Source organism: Enterobacter huaxiensis, from assembly GCF_003594935.2.
Lineage (GTDB): Bacteria > Pseudomonadota > Gammaproteobacteria > Enterobacterales > Enterobacteriaceae > Enterobacter > Enterobacter huaxiensis.
In genome coordinates this window covers 947,342-961,655 of sequence record NZ_CP043342.1, presented here as the reverse complement: position 1 = coordinate 961,655, position 14,314 = coordinate 947,342, and the positions used below count along the sequence as shown (strand labels likewise).

The following is a 14,314-nucleotide window of genomic DNA, read 5'->3' as shown; positions in this document are numbered from 1 at the left end:
GCAAACGATTACTTCGATTTGAAGACCGTAATTTATCAGCCTTAATCTAAATTACCTGCGAGAAAATACTAAAAACCCATTTCTTTACAGCGTAACTCTCCTAACTTACTGCCCAGCCTTTCAGGCTACATGTCGTTAATGATAGCCTTCGCGCCCGTAAATTCTCTTTGATGTTTTTTTAACAGATAAATGGTCTAAACATGCCCACATAGAGAGTGGATTATTGCATTTGGGATCAGGATCACTGAAGGATTCATAACTAGAATGTATCTTTCCGCCCGCCAATAGTTACGGGCGAAAATTATTAAAAAACCGTCACTGAACGAATTTCATATTACCGTCAGGCACTTTTTCATCGGATTTGACTAAAAAGCCTGACAATTTGCTTCCTCCAGGAGATACAGATGGAAACCACTCAAACCAGCACCGTTGCTTCGATTGATTCCCGAAGCGGTTGGCGCAAAACGGATACCATGTGGATGCTTGGCCTTTACGGCACGGCAATCGGCGCTGGTGTACTGTTCCTTCCTATCAACGCAGGTGTCGGCGGTCTGATCCCGCTGATCATCATGGCCATCATCGCGTTCCCGATGACCTTCTTTGCACACCGCGGCTTAACCCGCTTCGTGCTGTCCGGTAAAAATCCGGGCGAAGACATCACTGAAGTGGTTGAAGAGCACTTCGGCGTCGGCGCAGGTAAACTGATTACCCTGCTCTACTTCTTCGCGATTTACCCGATTCTGCTGGTTTACAGCGTGGCAATCACCAATACCGTTGAAAGCTTCATGGCGCACCAGCTGCACATGACGCCGCCACCGCGCGCCATTCTGTCCCTGATCCTGATCGTGGGTATGATGACCATCGTGCGCTTCGGCGAGCAGATGATCGTTAAAGCGATGAGCATCCTGGTGTTCCCATTCGTTATTGCCCTGATGGTGCTGGCCTGCTACCTGATCCCACAGTGGAACGGCGCCGCGCTGGAAACCCTGTCTCTGAGCAGCGCATCCGCGACCGGTAACGGCCTGCTGTTGACCCTGTGGCTGGCAATCCCGGTAATGGTGTTCTCCTTTAACCATTCGCCGATCATCTCCTCCTTCGCGGTTGCGAAGCGCGAAGAGTACGGCAACGGTGCAGAGAAGAAGTGTTCCAGCATCCTGGCTCGCGCTCACGTCATGATGGTGCTGACCGTTATGTTCTTCGTGTTCAGCTGCGTGCTGAGCCTCTCCCCAGCGGACCTGGCTGCGGCGAAAGAGCAGAACATCTCCATTCTGTCCTACCTGGCAAACCACTTTAACGCACCGGTAATTGCGTGGATGGCACCTATCATCGCGATTATCGCGATTACCAAATCCTTCCTGGGCCACTACCTGGGCGCTCGCGAAGGCTTTAACGGTATGGTGATTAAATCTCTGCGCGGTAAAGGCAAGAGCATTGAAATCAACAAGCTGAACAAAATCACTGCGCTGTTCATGCTGCTCACCACCTGGGCGGTAGCGACCCTGAACCCAAGCATCCTGGGCATGATTGAAACCCTGGGCGGCCCGGTTATCGCGATGATTCTGTTCCTGATGCCGATGTACGCGATTCAGAAAGTGCCTGCGATGCGTAAATACAGCGGCCATATCAGCAACGTGTTCGTTGTGATTATGGGCCTGATTGCCATCTCCGCGATTTTCTACTCGCTGTTCAGCTAATACCTCCTGCGCCGTCCCCGGGCGGCGCACTCCTCCCCTCTGACTGATAGCAATGGACGCATCATGATTAGCGTATTCGATATTTTCAAAATCGGTATTGGTCCTTCCAGCTCTCACACTGTCGGACCAATGAAAGCCGGTAAACAATTCACGGATGACTTGATTGCACGCGGCATTTTGCACGACATCACCCGCGTGGTTGTCGATGTATACGGTTCCCTTTCCCTGACCGGTAAAGGCCACCATACCGATATCGCCATTATCATGGGCCTGGCGGGAAACCTGCCGGATACCGTTGATATTGATGCGATCCCTGGCTTCATCCAGGATGTGAACACCCACAGTCGTTTGCTGCTGGCGAACGGCGAGCATGAAGTTGAATTCCCGGTTGATCGCTGCATGAACTTCCATGCCGACAACCTGTCGCTGCACGAAAACGGCATGCGTATTACCGCACTGGCCGGCGACAAAGCGGTGTACAGCCAAACCTATTACTCTATCGGCGGCGGTTTTATCGTCGACGAAGACCACTTTGGTCAAACCAACAGTTCTGCTGTTGAAGTGCCTTATCCGTACAAAAATGCGGCGGATTTACAGCGCCACTGCCAGGAAACGGGGCTTTCCCTCTCCGGCCTGATGATGAAAAACGAGCTGGCGCTGCACAGTAAGGAAGAGCTGGAGCAGCACTTTGCGAACGTCTGGGACGTGATGCGCGGCGGTATCGAGCGCGGGATCACTACCGAAGGCGTGCTGCCGGGCAAACTGCGCGTTCCGCGCCGTGCGGCTGCGCTGCGCCGTATGCTGGTTAGCGCCGACAAAACGACGACCGACCCCATGGCCGTTGTCGACTGGATCAACATGTTCGCGCTGGCGGTGAACGAAGAGAACGCCGCGGGCGGCCGCGTCGTCACCGCGCCAACCAACGGCGCGTGCGGTATTGTTCCGGCCGTACTGGCTTACTACGACAAGTTCATCCGCGAAGTGAACGCAAACTCACTGGCGCGCTACCTGCTGGTCACCAGCGCGATTGGTTCACTGTACAAAATGAACGCCTCCATTTCCGGTGCGGAAGTGGGCTGTCAGGGTGAAGTCGGCGTGGCTTGCTCGATGGCGGCTGCGGGTCTGGCCGAGCTGCTGGGCGCAAGCCCGACTCAGGTGTGTATTGCGGCAGAAATCGGTATGGAACATAACCTGGGGCTGACCTGCGATCCGGTTGCCGGTCAGGTACAGGTGCCGTGCATCGAGCGTAACGCTATTGCTTCGGTAAAAGCGGTAAATGCGGCCCGTATGGCGCTGCGCCGCACTAGCGAACCGCGCGTGTGTCTCGATAAGGTTATCGAAACCATGTACGAAACGGGTAAAGACATGAACGCCAAATACCGCGAAACCTCTCGCGGCGGCCTGGCGATGAAAATCGTGACCTGCGATTAAGCCTCTCGGGAAGCCTCGTTTTGCGAGGCTTCTTCCCGTTTTCCCCACCATTCATAGTTTCATGCTGCGGTCAGTGTTACCCTTTATCCATTAGATAGAAGGGAGATTATCTGTGGCCGTTCATTTGCTTATCGTTGATGCGCTCAACCTAATCCGCCGTATCCATGCGGTGCAAGGCACCCCCTGTAAGGACACCTGCCTGCACGCGCTGGAGCAGCTTATTCGCCACAGTGAACCCACGCACGTCGTTGCCGTGTTTGACGACGAAGCGCGTAATACCGGCTGGCGACACCAGCGTTTACCCGACTACAAGGCCGGCCGCGCGCCGATGCCGGACGATCTACACGCTGAAATGCCCGCCCTGCGTGCAGCCTTTGAACAGCGCGGCGTCCCCTGCTGGGGTGCGCACGGTAATGAAGCGGACGATTTGGCGGCAACGCTGGCCGTCAAAGTCGCGAGCGCCGGTCACCAGGCGACCATCGTCTCTACCGATAAGGGCTACTGCCAGCTGCTCTCCCCGGATATTCGCATTCGCGACTACTTTCAAAAACGCTGGCTTGATGCCCCCTTTATCGCCGCTGAGTTCGGCGTCGCGCCCGGGCAACTCCCCGACTACTGGGGGCTGGCGGGGATCAGCAGTTCAAAAATTTCGGGTGTGGCAGGTATTGGGCCGAAGAGTGCCGCACAGCTGTTAACGGACTTTCAGAGTCTGGAAGGGATTTACGCCCGGCTGGATGAGGTGCCGGAAAAATGGCGCAAAAAGCTGGAGGCGCATAAAGAGATGGCGTTTATCTGCCGGGATGTGGCGACGCTACAGACTGATTTGCAGCTGGACGGGAATTTGCAGCAGTTAAGGTTAGAACGCAGTTAGTTCCCTCTCCCCTATGGGGAGAGGGTTAGGGTGAGGGGTCTATCGTTCGTCGCGACGCCCGCCCACTGCCGCCCACCAGCGACGAATATGTACCGTCACCTCTTCGCGGTCGTGATAAAGCTGGCGCGCCTGGATGACCACGTTAATGCCGTGCTCGTCCATCTGTTCCTGAATGTAGGCCAGGTTCTGAGACACTTCCTCGTAGCGTTTTTTCATCGGCAGCTTGAGGTTAAAGATCGTCTCACGGCACCAGCCGTTCACCAGCCATGACGCCATCAATGCAGCCACTTTCGCTGGTTTCTCAACCATATCGCACACCATCCATGAGATGTTGTTGCGCGTTGGGCGGTAGCGGAAACCGTCTTCTCGCAGCCAGGTGACCTGTCCGGTATCCATCAGGCTTTGCGCCATCGGGCCGTTATCGACAGACGAAACCCACATGTTGCGTTTCACTAGCTGATACGTCCAACCGCCCGGGCACGCGCCAAGGTCGACCGCGTACATGCCGTTCGCCAGGCGCTCATCCCACTCGTCCGCCGGAATAAAGACGTGGAACGCCTCTTCCAGCTTCAGCGTTGAACGGCTTGGCGCATCCGCCGGGAACCGTAAGCGCGGGATGCCCATAAAGAACGGAGAGTTATTTGTGGTGTAGGAGTAGCCGGTGTAACAGCAGCCCGGAGCAATAAAGAAGATATGCACCACCGGACGCTTCGGCGTTTCGTAGTTCGTTAGTACGCCCACTTCACGCAGCGCGGCGCGCAGCGGTACGGTGAACTTGCGGCAGAACTTCATCAGCTCTTTGCTTTCGTTGGTGTCTGCAACCTCAACGCGCAGATCGCCGCCCTTCTCCACCACGCCCTGCAGCATGCCCACAATCGGCGTGATGCGGTCTTCCGGCGGCAGATCTTTTAGCAACTCACCGGCCACAAACATCTGGCGAGCGAAGATCAGCGAGCTGAACGGCAGCTCGCGCGCCAGCTTGTCTGCATCTTCAGGCTGATAGCATTCGAATATCACATAGCCCGCGTTCTCTTTTACGCGGGCAAAACCGAAGACTTCACGCTTCGCGGCTTTGTCCGTAATTTCCGCGGCGCACTCTTTCTCAAACCCCGGGCGACAATATAAAACAACCTTATTCATGAACAACGCCCTTGCGTTTCAGACGGATAGCTCCGATAAACATTAATACCCATCCCGCCAGGAAGCAGACGCCGCCGACAGGAGTAACAAACGCCCACAGGCGCAAATGCGAGAGTGCAAGGCAGTACAGGCTACCGCTGAACAGCACGGTACCCAGCGCCAGAAATACGCTACTCCAGTAAAACCAGATGCTGATACGGCGCTGCATCGCAACCGCCAGCCCAAAAATTGCCAGGGTGTGGAACGCCTGGTATTCCAGACCGGTCTGGATCCAGCCCATCTCTACAACACCTAAAGACTTGCTTAGCACGTGCGCGCCGAAGGCGCCCAGTGCGACAAAAATAAAGCCACTCACCGCGGCAAAAATCAGCATGAATCGGCTGGTCATGTTTCGATCCTAAAGTGATGCGTGCTCGGCACACAAAAGTTATTGTTCATACCTGAAGCGGAATTTTTCTTGCTCATTTGCCGCTTTGGACAGTATCCACTGTCTGAAGGCGGCTATTTTACCCAGTTCTGCCTGACTGTCATGACAAACCAGATAAAATGCATTCTTGCTGACCAGAACATCATTAAATGGGCAAACCAGACGGCCTGCCTCAATTTCGGACTGCGCCATAACGTTATTTGCCAACGCCACGCCCTGTCCGTGAATAGCAGCCTGTAACACCATCGCACTGTGGCTGAAGATGGGTCCCTGCTGCACGTTTATATGACTCAGACCTAATTGCCGGGTATAAGTTTGCCAGTCGCGGCGAGAAGCATCATGTAAAAGCGTATGTTTCGCTAAATCGGCGGGAGTCTTCAGCGCTTTTTCGCCCGTCAGCAATAAAGGCGAACAGACCGGTAACAGATATTCTGCGTATAATTTCTCGACGCGCAAGCCCGGCCAGTTGCCGCGGCCATAAAAAATGGCGACATCCACATCGTCTGCCAGCTTGTCTTCCTGACGATCCACCGCCTGGATTCTGACGTCAATTCCCGGATAAGCTGAGTTAAAGCTTGTGAGTCTCGGCACCAGCCACTGAATCGCAAAACTGGGCAATAAACTTACGGTCAGTGCGCCTTTAGCGCTGCGCGCCTGCAGCTTGCGCGTGGCTTCAGTAAGCTGGGAAAAAATCTCTTTAATATCCTGAAAATAGCTTTGACCCTCTTCGGTCAGCAGCAACGAACGGTTGCGCCGACGGAACAGCTTAAGGCCCAGGAAATCCTCCAGAGACTTGATTTGGTGACTTACTGCGGCCTGTGTCACAAAAAGCTCATCGGCTGCGCGGGTGAAGCTCAGGTGACGTGCTGCTGCATCAAAAACACGTAATGCATTAAGGGGTGGCAATCGCTTCGACATGGGTATCAGGCTTAGATGTTAACGGGATTTAACATATAGGAAACAACGCTTAACCTATTAGTTTTTTTAATCTGAGCCATTATAATTTGTCCGTTGAGGAACTACCAGCAAATACCTATAGTGGCGGCACTTCCTGAGCCGGAACGAAAAGTTTTTTGGAATGCGTGTTCTGAAGGGCTTTTGGCTTACGGTTGTGATGTTGTGTTGTTGTGTTTGCAATTGGTCTGCGATTCAGACCACGGTAGCAACGCTACCAATTTTTCACTTCCTGTACATTTACCCTGTCTGTCCATAGTGATTAATGTAGCACCGCCAATTTGCGGTGCTTTTTTTTGCTTATCGATCTGTTAACGCTGGATTTCTTTCATCTCTTTCACGTCCGTGCGATTGATCTGCTGCTTGTTCCCGTTAGCATCCTTGTATGAAATCATTCCGGTATCATTATCGGTTGTCGGTTTCCCTTCCGAAACGATAGAACGACCATCATTTGTATGCATCACGTAGTTGTTACCAGAACAGGCGCTCAGGGCAAAAGTAAACGCACAGGCAGAAATGATTGCAGCTGTCTTATTCATGATTATTCTCCTTTAGCAATTAATGCTATTCAAACCTCGATTTATAACAGGCTAAAACATCCGCCTAACACTATTTAGCATAACCTGCTTTTCTGAGGTCGCCAGGATATGCAGACGAATCTGATAGATATCAACCTCCTTGCCCTGCCGTTCAAATTGCGCGACGATCTCTCTATCGACATGAGGAATTCCATGAACGCTTTCAGTCCCGCGCAGTTTCGCGCACAGTTTCCGGCGCTGGCCGATGCCGGCATCTACCTTGACAGCGCCGCCACGGCGTTAAAGCCACAGGCGGTTATCGAGGCAACAAACCAGTTTTACAGCCTGAGCGCAGGCAACGTACATCGCAGCCAGTTTGCCGAAGCGCAGCGCCTTACCGCGCGCTACGAGGCCGCACGCGATCAGGTTGCACGGTTGATAAACGCCGAAAGCGGAAAAAATATCGTCTGGACGCGCGGGACGACCGAGGCCATCAATATGGTGGCTCAATGCTATGCCCGCCCGATGCTGCAGCCGGGAGATGAAATTATCGTCAGCGAAGCCGAGCACCACGCAAACCTGGTCCCCTGGCTGATGGTTGCGGAGCAAACGGGTGCACGCGTCGTTAAGCTCCCGCTGGGTGCCGATTTTCTGCCGGACGTGGCGCGCTTACCTGAACTGATCACCTCCCGCAGCCGCATTCTGGCCCTGGGGCAGATGTCTAACGTCACCGGCGGCTGCCCGGATCTGGCTCAGGCTATTGAGATCGCCCACGCCAGCGGCATGGTGGTAATGGTGGATGGCGCGCAGGGGGTAGTGCATTTCCCGGCGGATGTTCAGGCGATGGATATCGATTTCTACGCCTTCTCAGCACATAAGCTCTACGGGCCAACCGGCATTGGGGCATTGTACGGCAAGCCTGACCTGCTGGCGAAAATGTCGCCGTGGCTCGGGGGCGGCAAGATGATAACCGAGGTAACCTTCGACGGCTTTAAAACCCAAGAGGTGCCTTATCGCCTGGAAGCCGGGACGCCGAACGTGGCCGGAGTCATCGGCCTCAGCGCGGCGCTGGAATGGCTGGCAGAGACTGACGTCGTTCAGGCTGAAAGCTGGAGCCGGGGGCTGGCAACCCTGGCAGAAGAAGAACTCAAAAAGCGTCCGGGGTTTCGCTCGTTCCGCGTGCAAGATTCAAGCCTGCTAGCCTTTGATTTCGCGGGCGTTCACCATAGCGATATGGTGACGCTGCTGGCCGGGTATGGCATCGCCCTGCGCGCAGGACAGCACTGTGCACAGCCGCTGCTGGCGGCCCTTGGCGTGAGCGGTACGCTGCGTGCGTCCTTCGCGCCGTACAATACAAAAAGTGATGTCGACGCGCTGGTTGCCGCCGTCGACCGCGCGCTTGAATTACTGGTGGATTAATGACTCGCTCAGCTCTGGCCGGACATCCGTTCGGCACCACAATCACCGAAGAGACCTTAAAACAGACCTTCGCTCCGCTCACGCAGTGGGAGGATAAATATCGACAGCTGATCCTGCTGGGTAAACAACTCCCCGCCCTGTCTGACGAGCTGAAAGCGCAGGCAAAAGAGATCCCGGGCTGCGAAAATCGCGTCTGGCTGGGGTTTAGCGTATCCGGTGACAAGATGCACTTCTTTGGGGACAGCGAAGGTCGCATCGTTCGCGGCCTGCTGGCGGTACTGCTGACCGCCGTGGAAGGCAAAAGCGCCGCCGATCTGTTGGCACGCGCTCCGCTGGCGTTATTCGACGAACTGGGTTTACGTGCGCAGCTGAGCGCCTCGCGCGATCAGGGCCTGATCGCGCTCAGCGACGCGGTACTCGACGCAGCGCGTCAGGCACAGGCCTGACGCTCCGCCTTCGCCATCATCTTCTTCAGGGCATGAGACACCGCCACAAAGCCGAACGTCGCGGTCACCATGGTGGCCGCGCCAAAACCGGAGGCGCAATCCATCCGCTTTGGCCCTTCCGCCGTGCTTTTCATGGCACACACTGAACCGTCCGCCTGCGGATAAACCAGCGCTTCGGTCGAAAACACACAGTCCACGCCCAGCTTGCCTTTGCTGTTCTTCACCACGCTGAAGTCGCTTTTCAGCCGCTCGCGCAGTTTGGCCGCCAGCGGATCCTGAATGGTTTTAGCCAGATCGGCGACCTGGATCTGCGTCGGATCGATCTGACCGCCCGCACCGCCGGTTGTCACCAACGGAACCTTATAGCGACGGCAGTATGCGATCAGGGCCGCTTTGGGACGAACGCTGTCGATGGCGTCAATCACGTAGCTGTAGCCTTTGCTCATGTACTCCGCAACGTTATCTGCCGTCACAAAGTCATCAATCACCGTCACGCGGCACTCCGGATTGATGAGACGAATGCGCTCCGCCATCACCTCCGATTTCGCCAGGCCTACGCTATCGCGCAGGGCGTGGATCTGACGGTTGGTGTTGGTGACGCAGACGTCATCCATATCAATCAGCGTGATTGCGCCTATTCCCGTTCTCGCCAGCGCTTCCGCCGCCCAGGAACCCACGCCGCCAATGCCGACAACGCAGACATTTGCATCAGCAAACAGCTGCAGGGCATTTTCACCATATAAACGTGCCGTGCCGCCGAAACGCTGACTCCAGGCATCGCTGATTACCACAGACATAAAACCTCAGATGTAAAAAGGGTGAGGTTTTCCTCACCCTGAATATGAATCCGTATTGCGCTCAGAATACCATAATCAGCCGCTGAATACGTTGCCACTCGTTGCTGCGGTTTTCAGCACCCAGACGCGTCCATAGTGGTTATACCAGCCTGCGCGATGGCCTGCGTCAGGGCCAATACCCTGATAAATATCGAAGTGCTGGCCTTTGATGGCACCGCCCACATCCAGCGCCACCATCAGGCGCAACTCGTACTGACCGCTGAATTTGCCGTTGTTATCCAGCACAGGGACTTCCGCAAGGAGCGTGGTGCCGGCGGGAATAATAGAACGATCGGAGGCCACAGACGCGCGGCCAATCAGCGGTACCGCACTTGCCCCTTTCACCGGCGCAAAGTTTTGCGGTTTAAAGAAGACGAACGACGGGTTTTGCTCCAGCAGCTCTCGCACTTCGGCTTCGCTGTGTTTTTCACCCCACTCGCGGATCGCCTGCATCGACATATCTTCTTTCTTCACTTCACCGCGGTCGATCAGCACCTTACCAATACTGCGGTAGGCATGGCCGTTTTTACCGGAGTAACTGAAGAAGTTAAGTGGCGAACCGTCACCGAAATCAATGTAGCCGCTACCCTGAACGTCCATGATGAAGTTATCCATCAGCGAGTTGCTGTAGGCCAGAATATAGTTGTCACTGAGCGCACCGGAATAGATCTCTGCGCGCGACGGCAGGCGGCCACGTTTTGGCGGCATACGGTAAATCGGGTACTGGAATTCACCCTGACGGGTATGGCGCGCCTGAATAACCGGCGTGTAGTAGCCCGTGAACTGGACGTTACCGTAGTTATCCGCCCCTTCCATCTGCCAGGCATCAATACCAAACTGGCGCATATTTCGCGTATCGCCGCCCGCACGTAGCCAGTCCTGTACGGCGCTATAAATGTTGTTCTGTGAGCCATACAGGCGCGGTGAGGCGTTGCGGATCTGATAGACCTGCTCGGAGAAGTCTCCGGCGTTGATCGGTGCGCCCACGGCGTCAGGCTGGTTAACTAAAGAGAAAGGCTGGGATAACTTCCCGTCTTTATACTGTTGACCGCGATCGGTCGGTTTAGAAGAGCAGGCCGCAAGAATAGCCACCATTGCGCCTGTCATTAGATACTTCGCCCAACGTCCTTTCATTATATCTCGTCTTTAAGTTGCCTTTATCCGCGTGATGAAGATAACAAACCGCCAGGGCTATTGAAATGCGATCGCATGCCCTTTGCCAAATTTTGCGCAAAAAATAGTCCAAACAGAGCCATGTCGTTCAATTTGCATACAAAATCATGATTAATGTGAAAAAGGGGTTGCATCACAAACCTATCCGAGTATAGTGCGCATCCACGGACGCGGGGTGGAGCAGCCTGGTAGCTCGTCGGGCTCATAACCCGAAGGTCGTCGGTTCAAATCCGGCCCCCGCAACCAATTAAAATTTGATGAAGTATCTTCTACGACTGTAGAAAGACGGACGCGGGGTGGAGCAGCCTGGTAGCTCGTCGGGCTCATAACCCGAAGGTCGTCGGTTCAAATCCGGCCCCCGCAACCAATCAAATTTGAAGAAGTAAGTTTCTACATGAGTAGAAAGACGGACGCGGGGTGGAGCAGCCTGGTAGCTCGTCGGGCTCATAACCCGAAGGTCGTCGGTTCAAATCCGGCCCCCGCAACCAATACTTCTAAAAACAATAAACACCCTAAATAAAGGGTGTTTTTTTGTATCTGTCGTTTGTGAATTTGCCGGGCGTTTACCCGGCTGCAAGATTTACCCGCGTCGCGCCAGCGTCGCCCCGTCAGAGAAATACGCCCGTATCCCCGCCAGAATCGACTCCGCAACTTCCTGCTGGAATTTTGCCGTCTTGAGCTTACGCTCCTCTTCAACGTTACTGATAAACGCGGTTTCTACCAGAATTGACGGGATATCCGGTGCCTTGAGTACCGCAAATCCGGCCTGTTCAACGCTGTTTTTGTGCAGCTTATTAACGCCGCCCAGCTTGCCCAGCACCGCTTTACCAAACTTCAGGCTGTCGTTAATGGTCAGCGACTGCACCATATCGAACATGGTGTGGTCGACGTAGCGGTCGCCGCTTTTACTCACGCCACCAATGAGGTCAGAGGCGTTCTGGCTGTCAGCCAGGAATCTTGCTGCGGTACTGGTCGCGCCTTTGGTGGAGAGCGCAAACACCGACGAGCCGCTCGGCTGGCGGCTGGTAAACGCATCCGCATGGATCGACACGAACAGATCCGCGCGCTGCTTCTGCGCTTTCGCCACCCGGACCTTCAGCGGAATAAAGACGTCTTCATTGCGCGTCATATAGGCGCGCATATTGCCTTCTTTATCAATCAACGCTTTCAGGCGACGGGCAATTTGCAGCACTACGTCTTTTTCACGCGTGCGATATTTCCCCACCGCGCCGGAGTCTTCGCCACCGTGGCCCGGATCGAGCATGATCACAATCGGGCGATCGCGCCCTGCTTTGCCCGGCTGCGGGCCGCTTTGCGCAGGAGGAACCTGACGCTGCAAATCGCCTTTATTGTAATCCTCCAGAAGCGCCAGCAGCGGATCCTGAATATCCGTGGCATTGGCCGGGTAGAGATCCATCACCAGACGCTCTTTGAAGGTCGCAACAGGCGCTAACGCGAAGAGCTGTGGCTTGACGTTCTGCTTCAGCTCAAACACCATGCGCACGGTCTGCGGATCGAACTGCCCGACGCGCGCTGATTTGATAAACGGATCGTCGCCGCGGATTTGCGCCGCCATGCCTTTCAGAACCGAATTCAGGTTAACGCCTTCGATATCCACGACAACACGCTCAGGGTTACTGAGGGCAAATTGCTTATATTTCAGTACCCGATTGGATTCTACCGTCACGCGCGTATAGGTCGACGATGGCCAGACGCGCACCGCCACCACCTGACTTGTCGCGGCAAGGCCCACCTGACTGACGCTAAGCAACCACATTGCCCCCGCCCCTTTTAACAAGCGGCGACGGCTTATTGCTGAATTGGATCCCGACATGCTTCTCCCGAGCAAGAAATCTAACAGATGTACAAAACGTCCAAATTGACCGAAAACTTTAACGAATGACGCATAAACTGTCATCTATAAAAGGGTAAACAATCATACGCTAACGCACAGATTACTTATTAGTTTCTGTGTGTCGCAGAAAATTTAGGCTTGCACACTCGGCCACAATCGAATAAAAATACAGAAATTACGAATAAACATTCATTAAGGGTTGTGTCATGGTGAAGGAACGTAGAACCGAACTGGTCGAGGGATTCCGCCATTCTGTTCCCTATATCAACGCCCATCGGGGAAAAACGTTTGTCATCATGCTCGGCGGTGAAGCCATTGAGCATGAAAACTTTTCCAGCATCGTCAATGACATTGGCCTGCTGCACAGCCTCGGGATCCGCCTGGTGGTGGTGTACGGCGCTCGCCCGCAGATTGATGCCAACCTTGCCGCGCACCACCATGAGCCGATTTACCATAAACATACCCGCGTAACCGATGCGAAAACCCTTGAGCTGGTTAAGCAGGCGGCGGGTCTGCTGCAGCTCGATATCACCGCTCGCCTGTCGATGAGCCTGAACAACACGCCGCTGCAGGGGGCGCATATTAATGTCGTGAGCGGCAACTTCATCATCGCTCAGCCGCTTGGCGTGGACGATGGCGTGGATTATTGCCACAGCGGCCGTATCCGTCGCATCGATGAGGAAGCCATTCATCGTCAGCTGGACAGCGGTGCCATCGTGCTGATGGGACCGGTTGCCGTTTCCGTGACGGGGGAAAGCTTTAACCTGACGTCTGAAGAGATCGCTACCCAGCTCGCCATCAAGCTGAAGGCGGAAAAAATGATTGGGTTTTGCTCCTCACAGGGCGTGGTAAATGATGAAGGGGTTATTGTGCCGGAACTCTTCCCGAATGAAGCCCAGGCCCGCGTGGAAGAGCTGGAAGCGCAAAGTGACTATCACTCCGGCACCGTGCGCTTTCTGCGCGGCGCGGTGAAGGCCTGCCGCAGCGGCGTGCGCCGTAGCCACCTGATCAGCTATCAGGAAGACGGTGCCCTGCTGCAGGAGCTGTTCTCCCGCGATGGTATCGGCACGCAGATTGTGATGGAGAGCGCCGAGCAGATCCGTCGCGCCACCATCAACGATATCGGCGGTATTCTGGAACTTATTCGCCCGCTGGAGCAGCAGGGCATCCTGGTTCGTCGCTCCCGCGAACAGCTGGAGATGGAGATCGACAAGTTCACCATTATTCAGCGCGATAACCTGACCATCGCCTGCGCCGCGCTCTATCCTTTCCCGGAGGAGAAAATTGGTGAAATGGCCTGCGTGGCCGTGCACCCTGACTACCGCAGCTCATCGCGCGGTGAAATGCTGCTGGAGCGCGTGGCGGCTCAGGCGCGACAAATCGGCCTGAGCAAGCTGTTCGTGCTCACCACGCGCAGCATCCACTGGTTCCAGGAACGCGGCTTTACGCCGGTAGATATTGATTCACTGCCGGAAAGTAAGAAAGAGATGTACAACTACCAGCGCCGTTCCAAGGTGCTGATGGCCGATCTGGGCTAACCCTCAGCCCTC

General features: G+C 55.0%; 13 protein-coding genes and 3 tRNA genes. 9 read left to right on the top strand and 7 right to left on the bottom strand.

What is annotated here, in order from left to right; genetic code table 11:
• The first annotated feature begins 404 nt into the window (after nucleotides 1-404).
• From D5067_RS04675 to xni, 3 genes are all read left to right on the top strand, one after another.
• Nucleotides 405-1,694: an HAAAP family serine/threonine permease gene (locus D5067_RS04675; RefSeq protein WP_119936064.1), complete on the top strand. Its 1,290-nt coding sequence runs from the start codon at nucleotides 405-407 to the stop codon at nucleotides 1,692-1,694.
• A 63-nt stretch (nucleotides 1,695-1,757) separates the two neighbouring features.
• Nucleotides 1,758-3,125: an L-serine ammonia-lyase gene (locus tag D5067_RS04670; protein ID WP_119936065.1), complete on the top strand. Its 1,368-nt coding sequence runs from the start codon at nucleotides 1,758-1,760 to the stop codon at nucleotides 3,123-3,125.
• A 112-nt stretch (nucleotides 3,126-3,237) separates the two neighbouring features.
• Nucleotides 3,238-3,996 carry a flap endonuclease Xni gene (gene xni / locus D5067_RS04665; RefSeq protein WP_119936066.1) on the top strand — a complete coding sequence of 253 codons (759 nt, stop codon included), beginning with the start codon at nucleotides 3,238-3,240 and terminating at the stop codon, nucleotides 3,994-3,996.
• Nucleotides 3,997-4,035: 39 nt separating this feature from the next.
• Here the strand turns inward: xni and rlmM are convergent, their stop codons facing one another.
• The 4 genes from rlmM to D5067_RS04645 all read right to left on the bottom strand — a co-directional run bounded on the left by rlmM (nucleotide 4,036) and on the right by D5067_RS04645 (nucleotide 7,056).
• Nucleotides 4,036-5,136 carry a 23S rRNA (cytidine(2498)-2'-O)-methyltransferase RlmM gene (gene rlmM / locus D5067_RS04660; RefSeq protein WP_119936067.1) on the bottom strand — a complete coding sequence of 367 codons (1,101 nt, stop codon included), beginning with the start codon at nucleotides 5,134-5,136 and terminating at the stop codon, nucleotides 4,036-4,038.
• Entirely contained in the window at nucleotides 5,129-5,524 is a 396-nt protein-coding gene (locus tag D5067_RS04655) for a DUF423 domain-containing protein (RefSeq protein WP_014071581.1), read from the bottom strand. The genes rlmM and D5067_RS04655 overlap by 8 nt, the downstream gene beginning before the upstream one ends.
• Before the next feature lie 39 nt (nucleotides 5,525-5,563).
• Nucleotides 5,564-6,481 (bottom strand): glycine cleavage system transcriptional regulator GcvA, encoded by a 918-nt coding sequence (gene gcvA, locus D5067_RS04650; RefSeq protein ID WP_119936068.1) that lies wholly within the window; start codon nucleotides 6,479-6,481, stop codon nucleotides 5,564-5,566.
• 347 nt (nucleotides 6,482-6,828) lie between these two features.
• The gene (locus D5067_RS04645) at nucleotides 6,829-7,056 is read right to left on the bottom strand and encodes a YgdI/YgdR family lipoprotein (protein ID WP_119936069.1); all 228 of its coding nucleotides are present in this window, start codon (nucleotides 7,054-7,056) and stop codon (nucleotides 6,829-6,831) included.
• Between the two features lie 192 nt (nucleotides 7,057-7,248).
• Between D5067_RS04645 and csdA the strand changes: the two genes are divergently transcribed.
• A complete protein-coding gene (gene csdA, locus D5067_RS04640) occupies nucleotides 7,249-8,454 on the top strand; it encodes a cysteine desulfurase CsdA (protein WP_119936279.1) in 1,206 nt (401 codons plus the stop codon).
• Nucleotides 8,454-8,900, top strand: a complete 447-nt coding sequence (gene csdE / locus D5067_RS04635) for a cysteine desulfurase sulfur acceptor subunit CsdE (protein ID WP_119936070.1) — start codon at nucleotides 8,454-8,456, stop codon at nucleotides 8,898-8,900. The genes csdA and csdE overlap by 1 nt, the downstream gene beginning before the upstream one ends.
• On the opposite strand, the gene tcdA is transcribed toward csdE, so the two are convergent.
• Both tcdA and mltA read right to left on the bottom strand, forming a co-directional pair.
• Entirely contained in the window at nucleotides 8,885-9,697 is an 813-nt protein-coding gene (gene tcdA / locus D5067_RS04630) for a tRNA cyclic N6-threonylcarbamoyladenosine(37) synthase TcdA (protein ID WP_119936071.1), read from the bottom strand. The genes csdE and tcdA overlap by 16 nt on opposite strands.
• 75 nt (nucleotides 9,698-9,772) lie before the next feature.
• Nucleotides 9,773-10,870 (bottom strand): murein transglycosylase A, encoded by a 1,098-nt coding sequence (gene mltA, locus D5067_RS04625; protein WP_119936072.1) that lies wholly within the window; start codon nucleotides 10,868-10,870, stop codon nucleotides 9,773-9,775.
• A 208-nt stretch (nucleotides 10,871-11,078) separates the two neighbouring features.
• On the opposite strand from mltA, the gene D5067_RS04620 reads away from it, so the two are divergent.
• From D5067_RS04620 to D5067_RS04610, 3 genes are all read left to right on the top strand, one after another.
• Nucleotides 11,079-11,155 (top strand) — tRNA-Met (locus tag D5067_RS04620).
• A gap of 44 nt (nucleotides 11,156-11,199) precedes the next feature.
• Nucleotides 11,200-11,276: transfer RNA gene (locus D5067_RS04615), tRNA-Met, on the top strand.
• A gap of 44 nt (nucleotides 11,277-11,320) precedes the next feature.
• Nucleotides 11,321-11,397, top strand: a tRNA-Met gene (locus tag D5067_RS04610).
• A 92-nt stretch (nucleotides 11,398-11,489) separates the two neighbouring features.
• On the opposite strand, the gene amiC is transcribed toward D5067_RS04610, so the two are convergent.
• Nucleotides 11,490-12,743 carry an N-acetylmuramoyl-L-alanine amidase AmiC gene (amiC, locus tag D5067_RS04605; RefSeq protein ID WP_119936074.1) on the bottom strand — a complete coding sequence of 418 codons (1,254 nt, stop codon included), beginning with the start codon at nucleotides 12,741-12,743 and terminating at the stop codon, nucleotides 11,490-11,492.
• A 227-nt stretch (nucleotides 12,744-12,970) separates the two neighbouring features.
• Between amiC and argA the strand changes: the two genes are divergently transcribed.
• Nucleotides 12,971-14,302 (top strand): amino-acid N-acetyltransferase, encoded by a 1,332-nt coding sequence (argA, locus tag D5067_RS04600; RefSeq protein ID WP_119936075.1) that lies wholly within the window; start codon nucleotides 12,971-12,973, stop codon nucleotides 14,300-14,302.
• The last annotated feature ends 12 nt before the right edge of the window (nucleotides 14,303-14,314 follow it).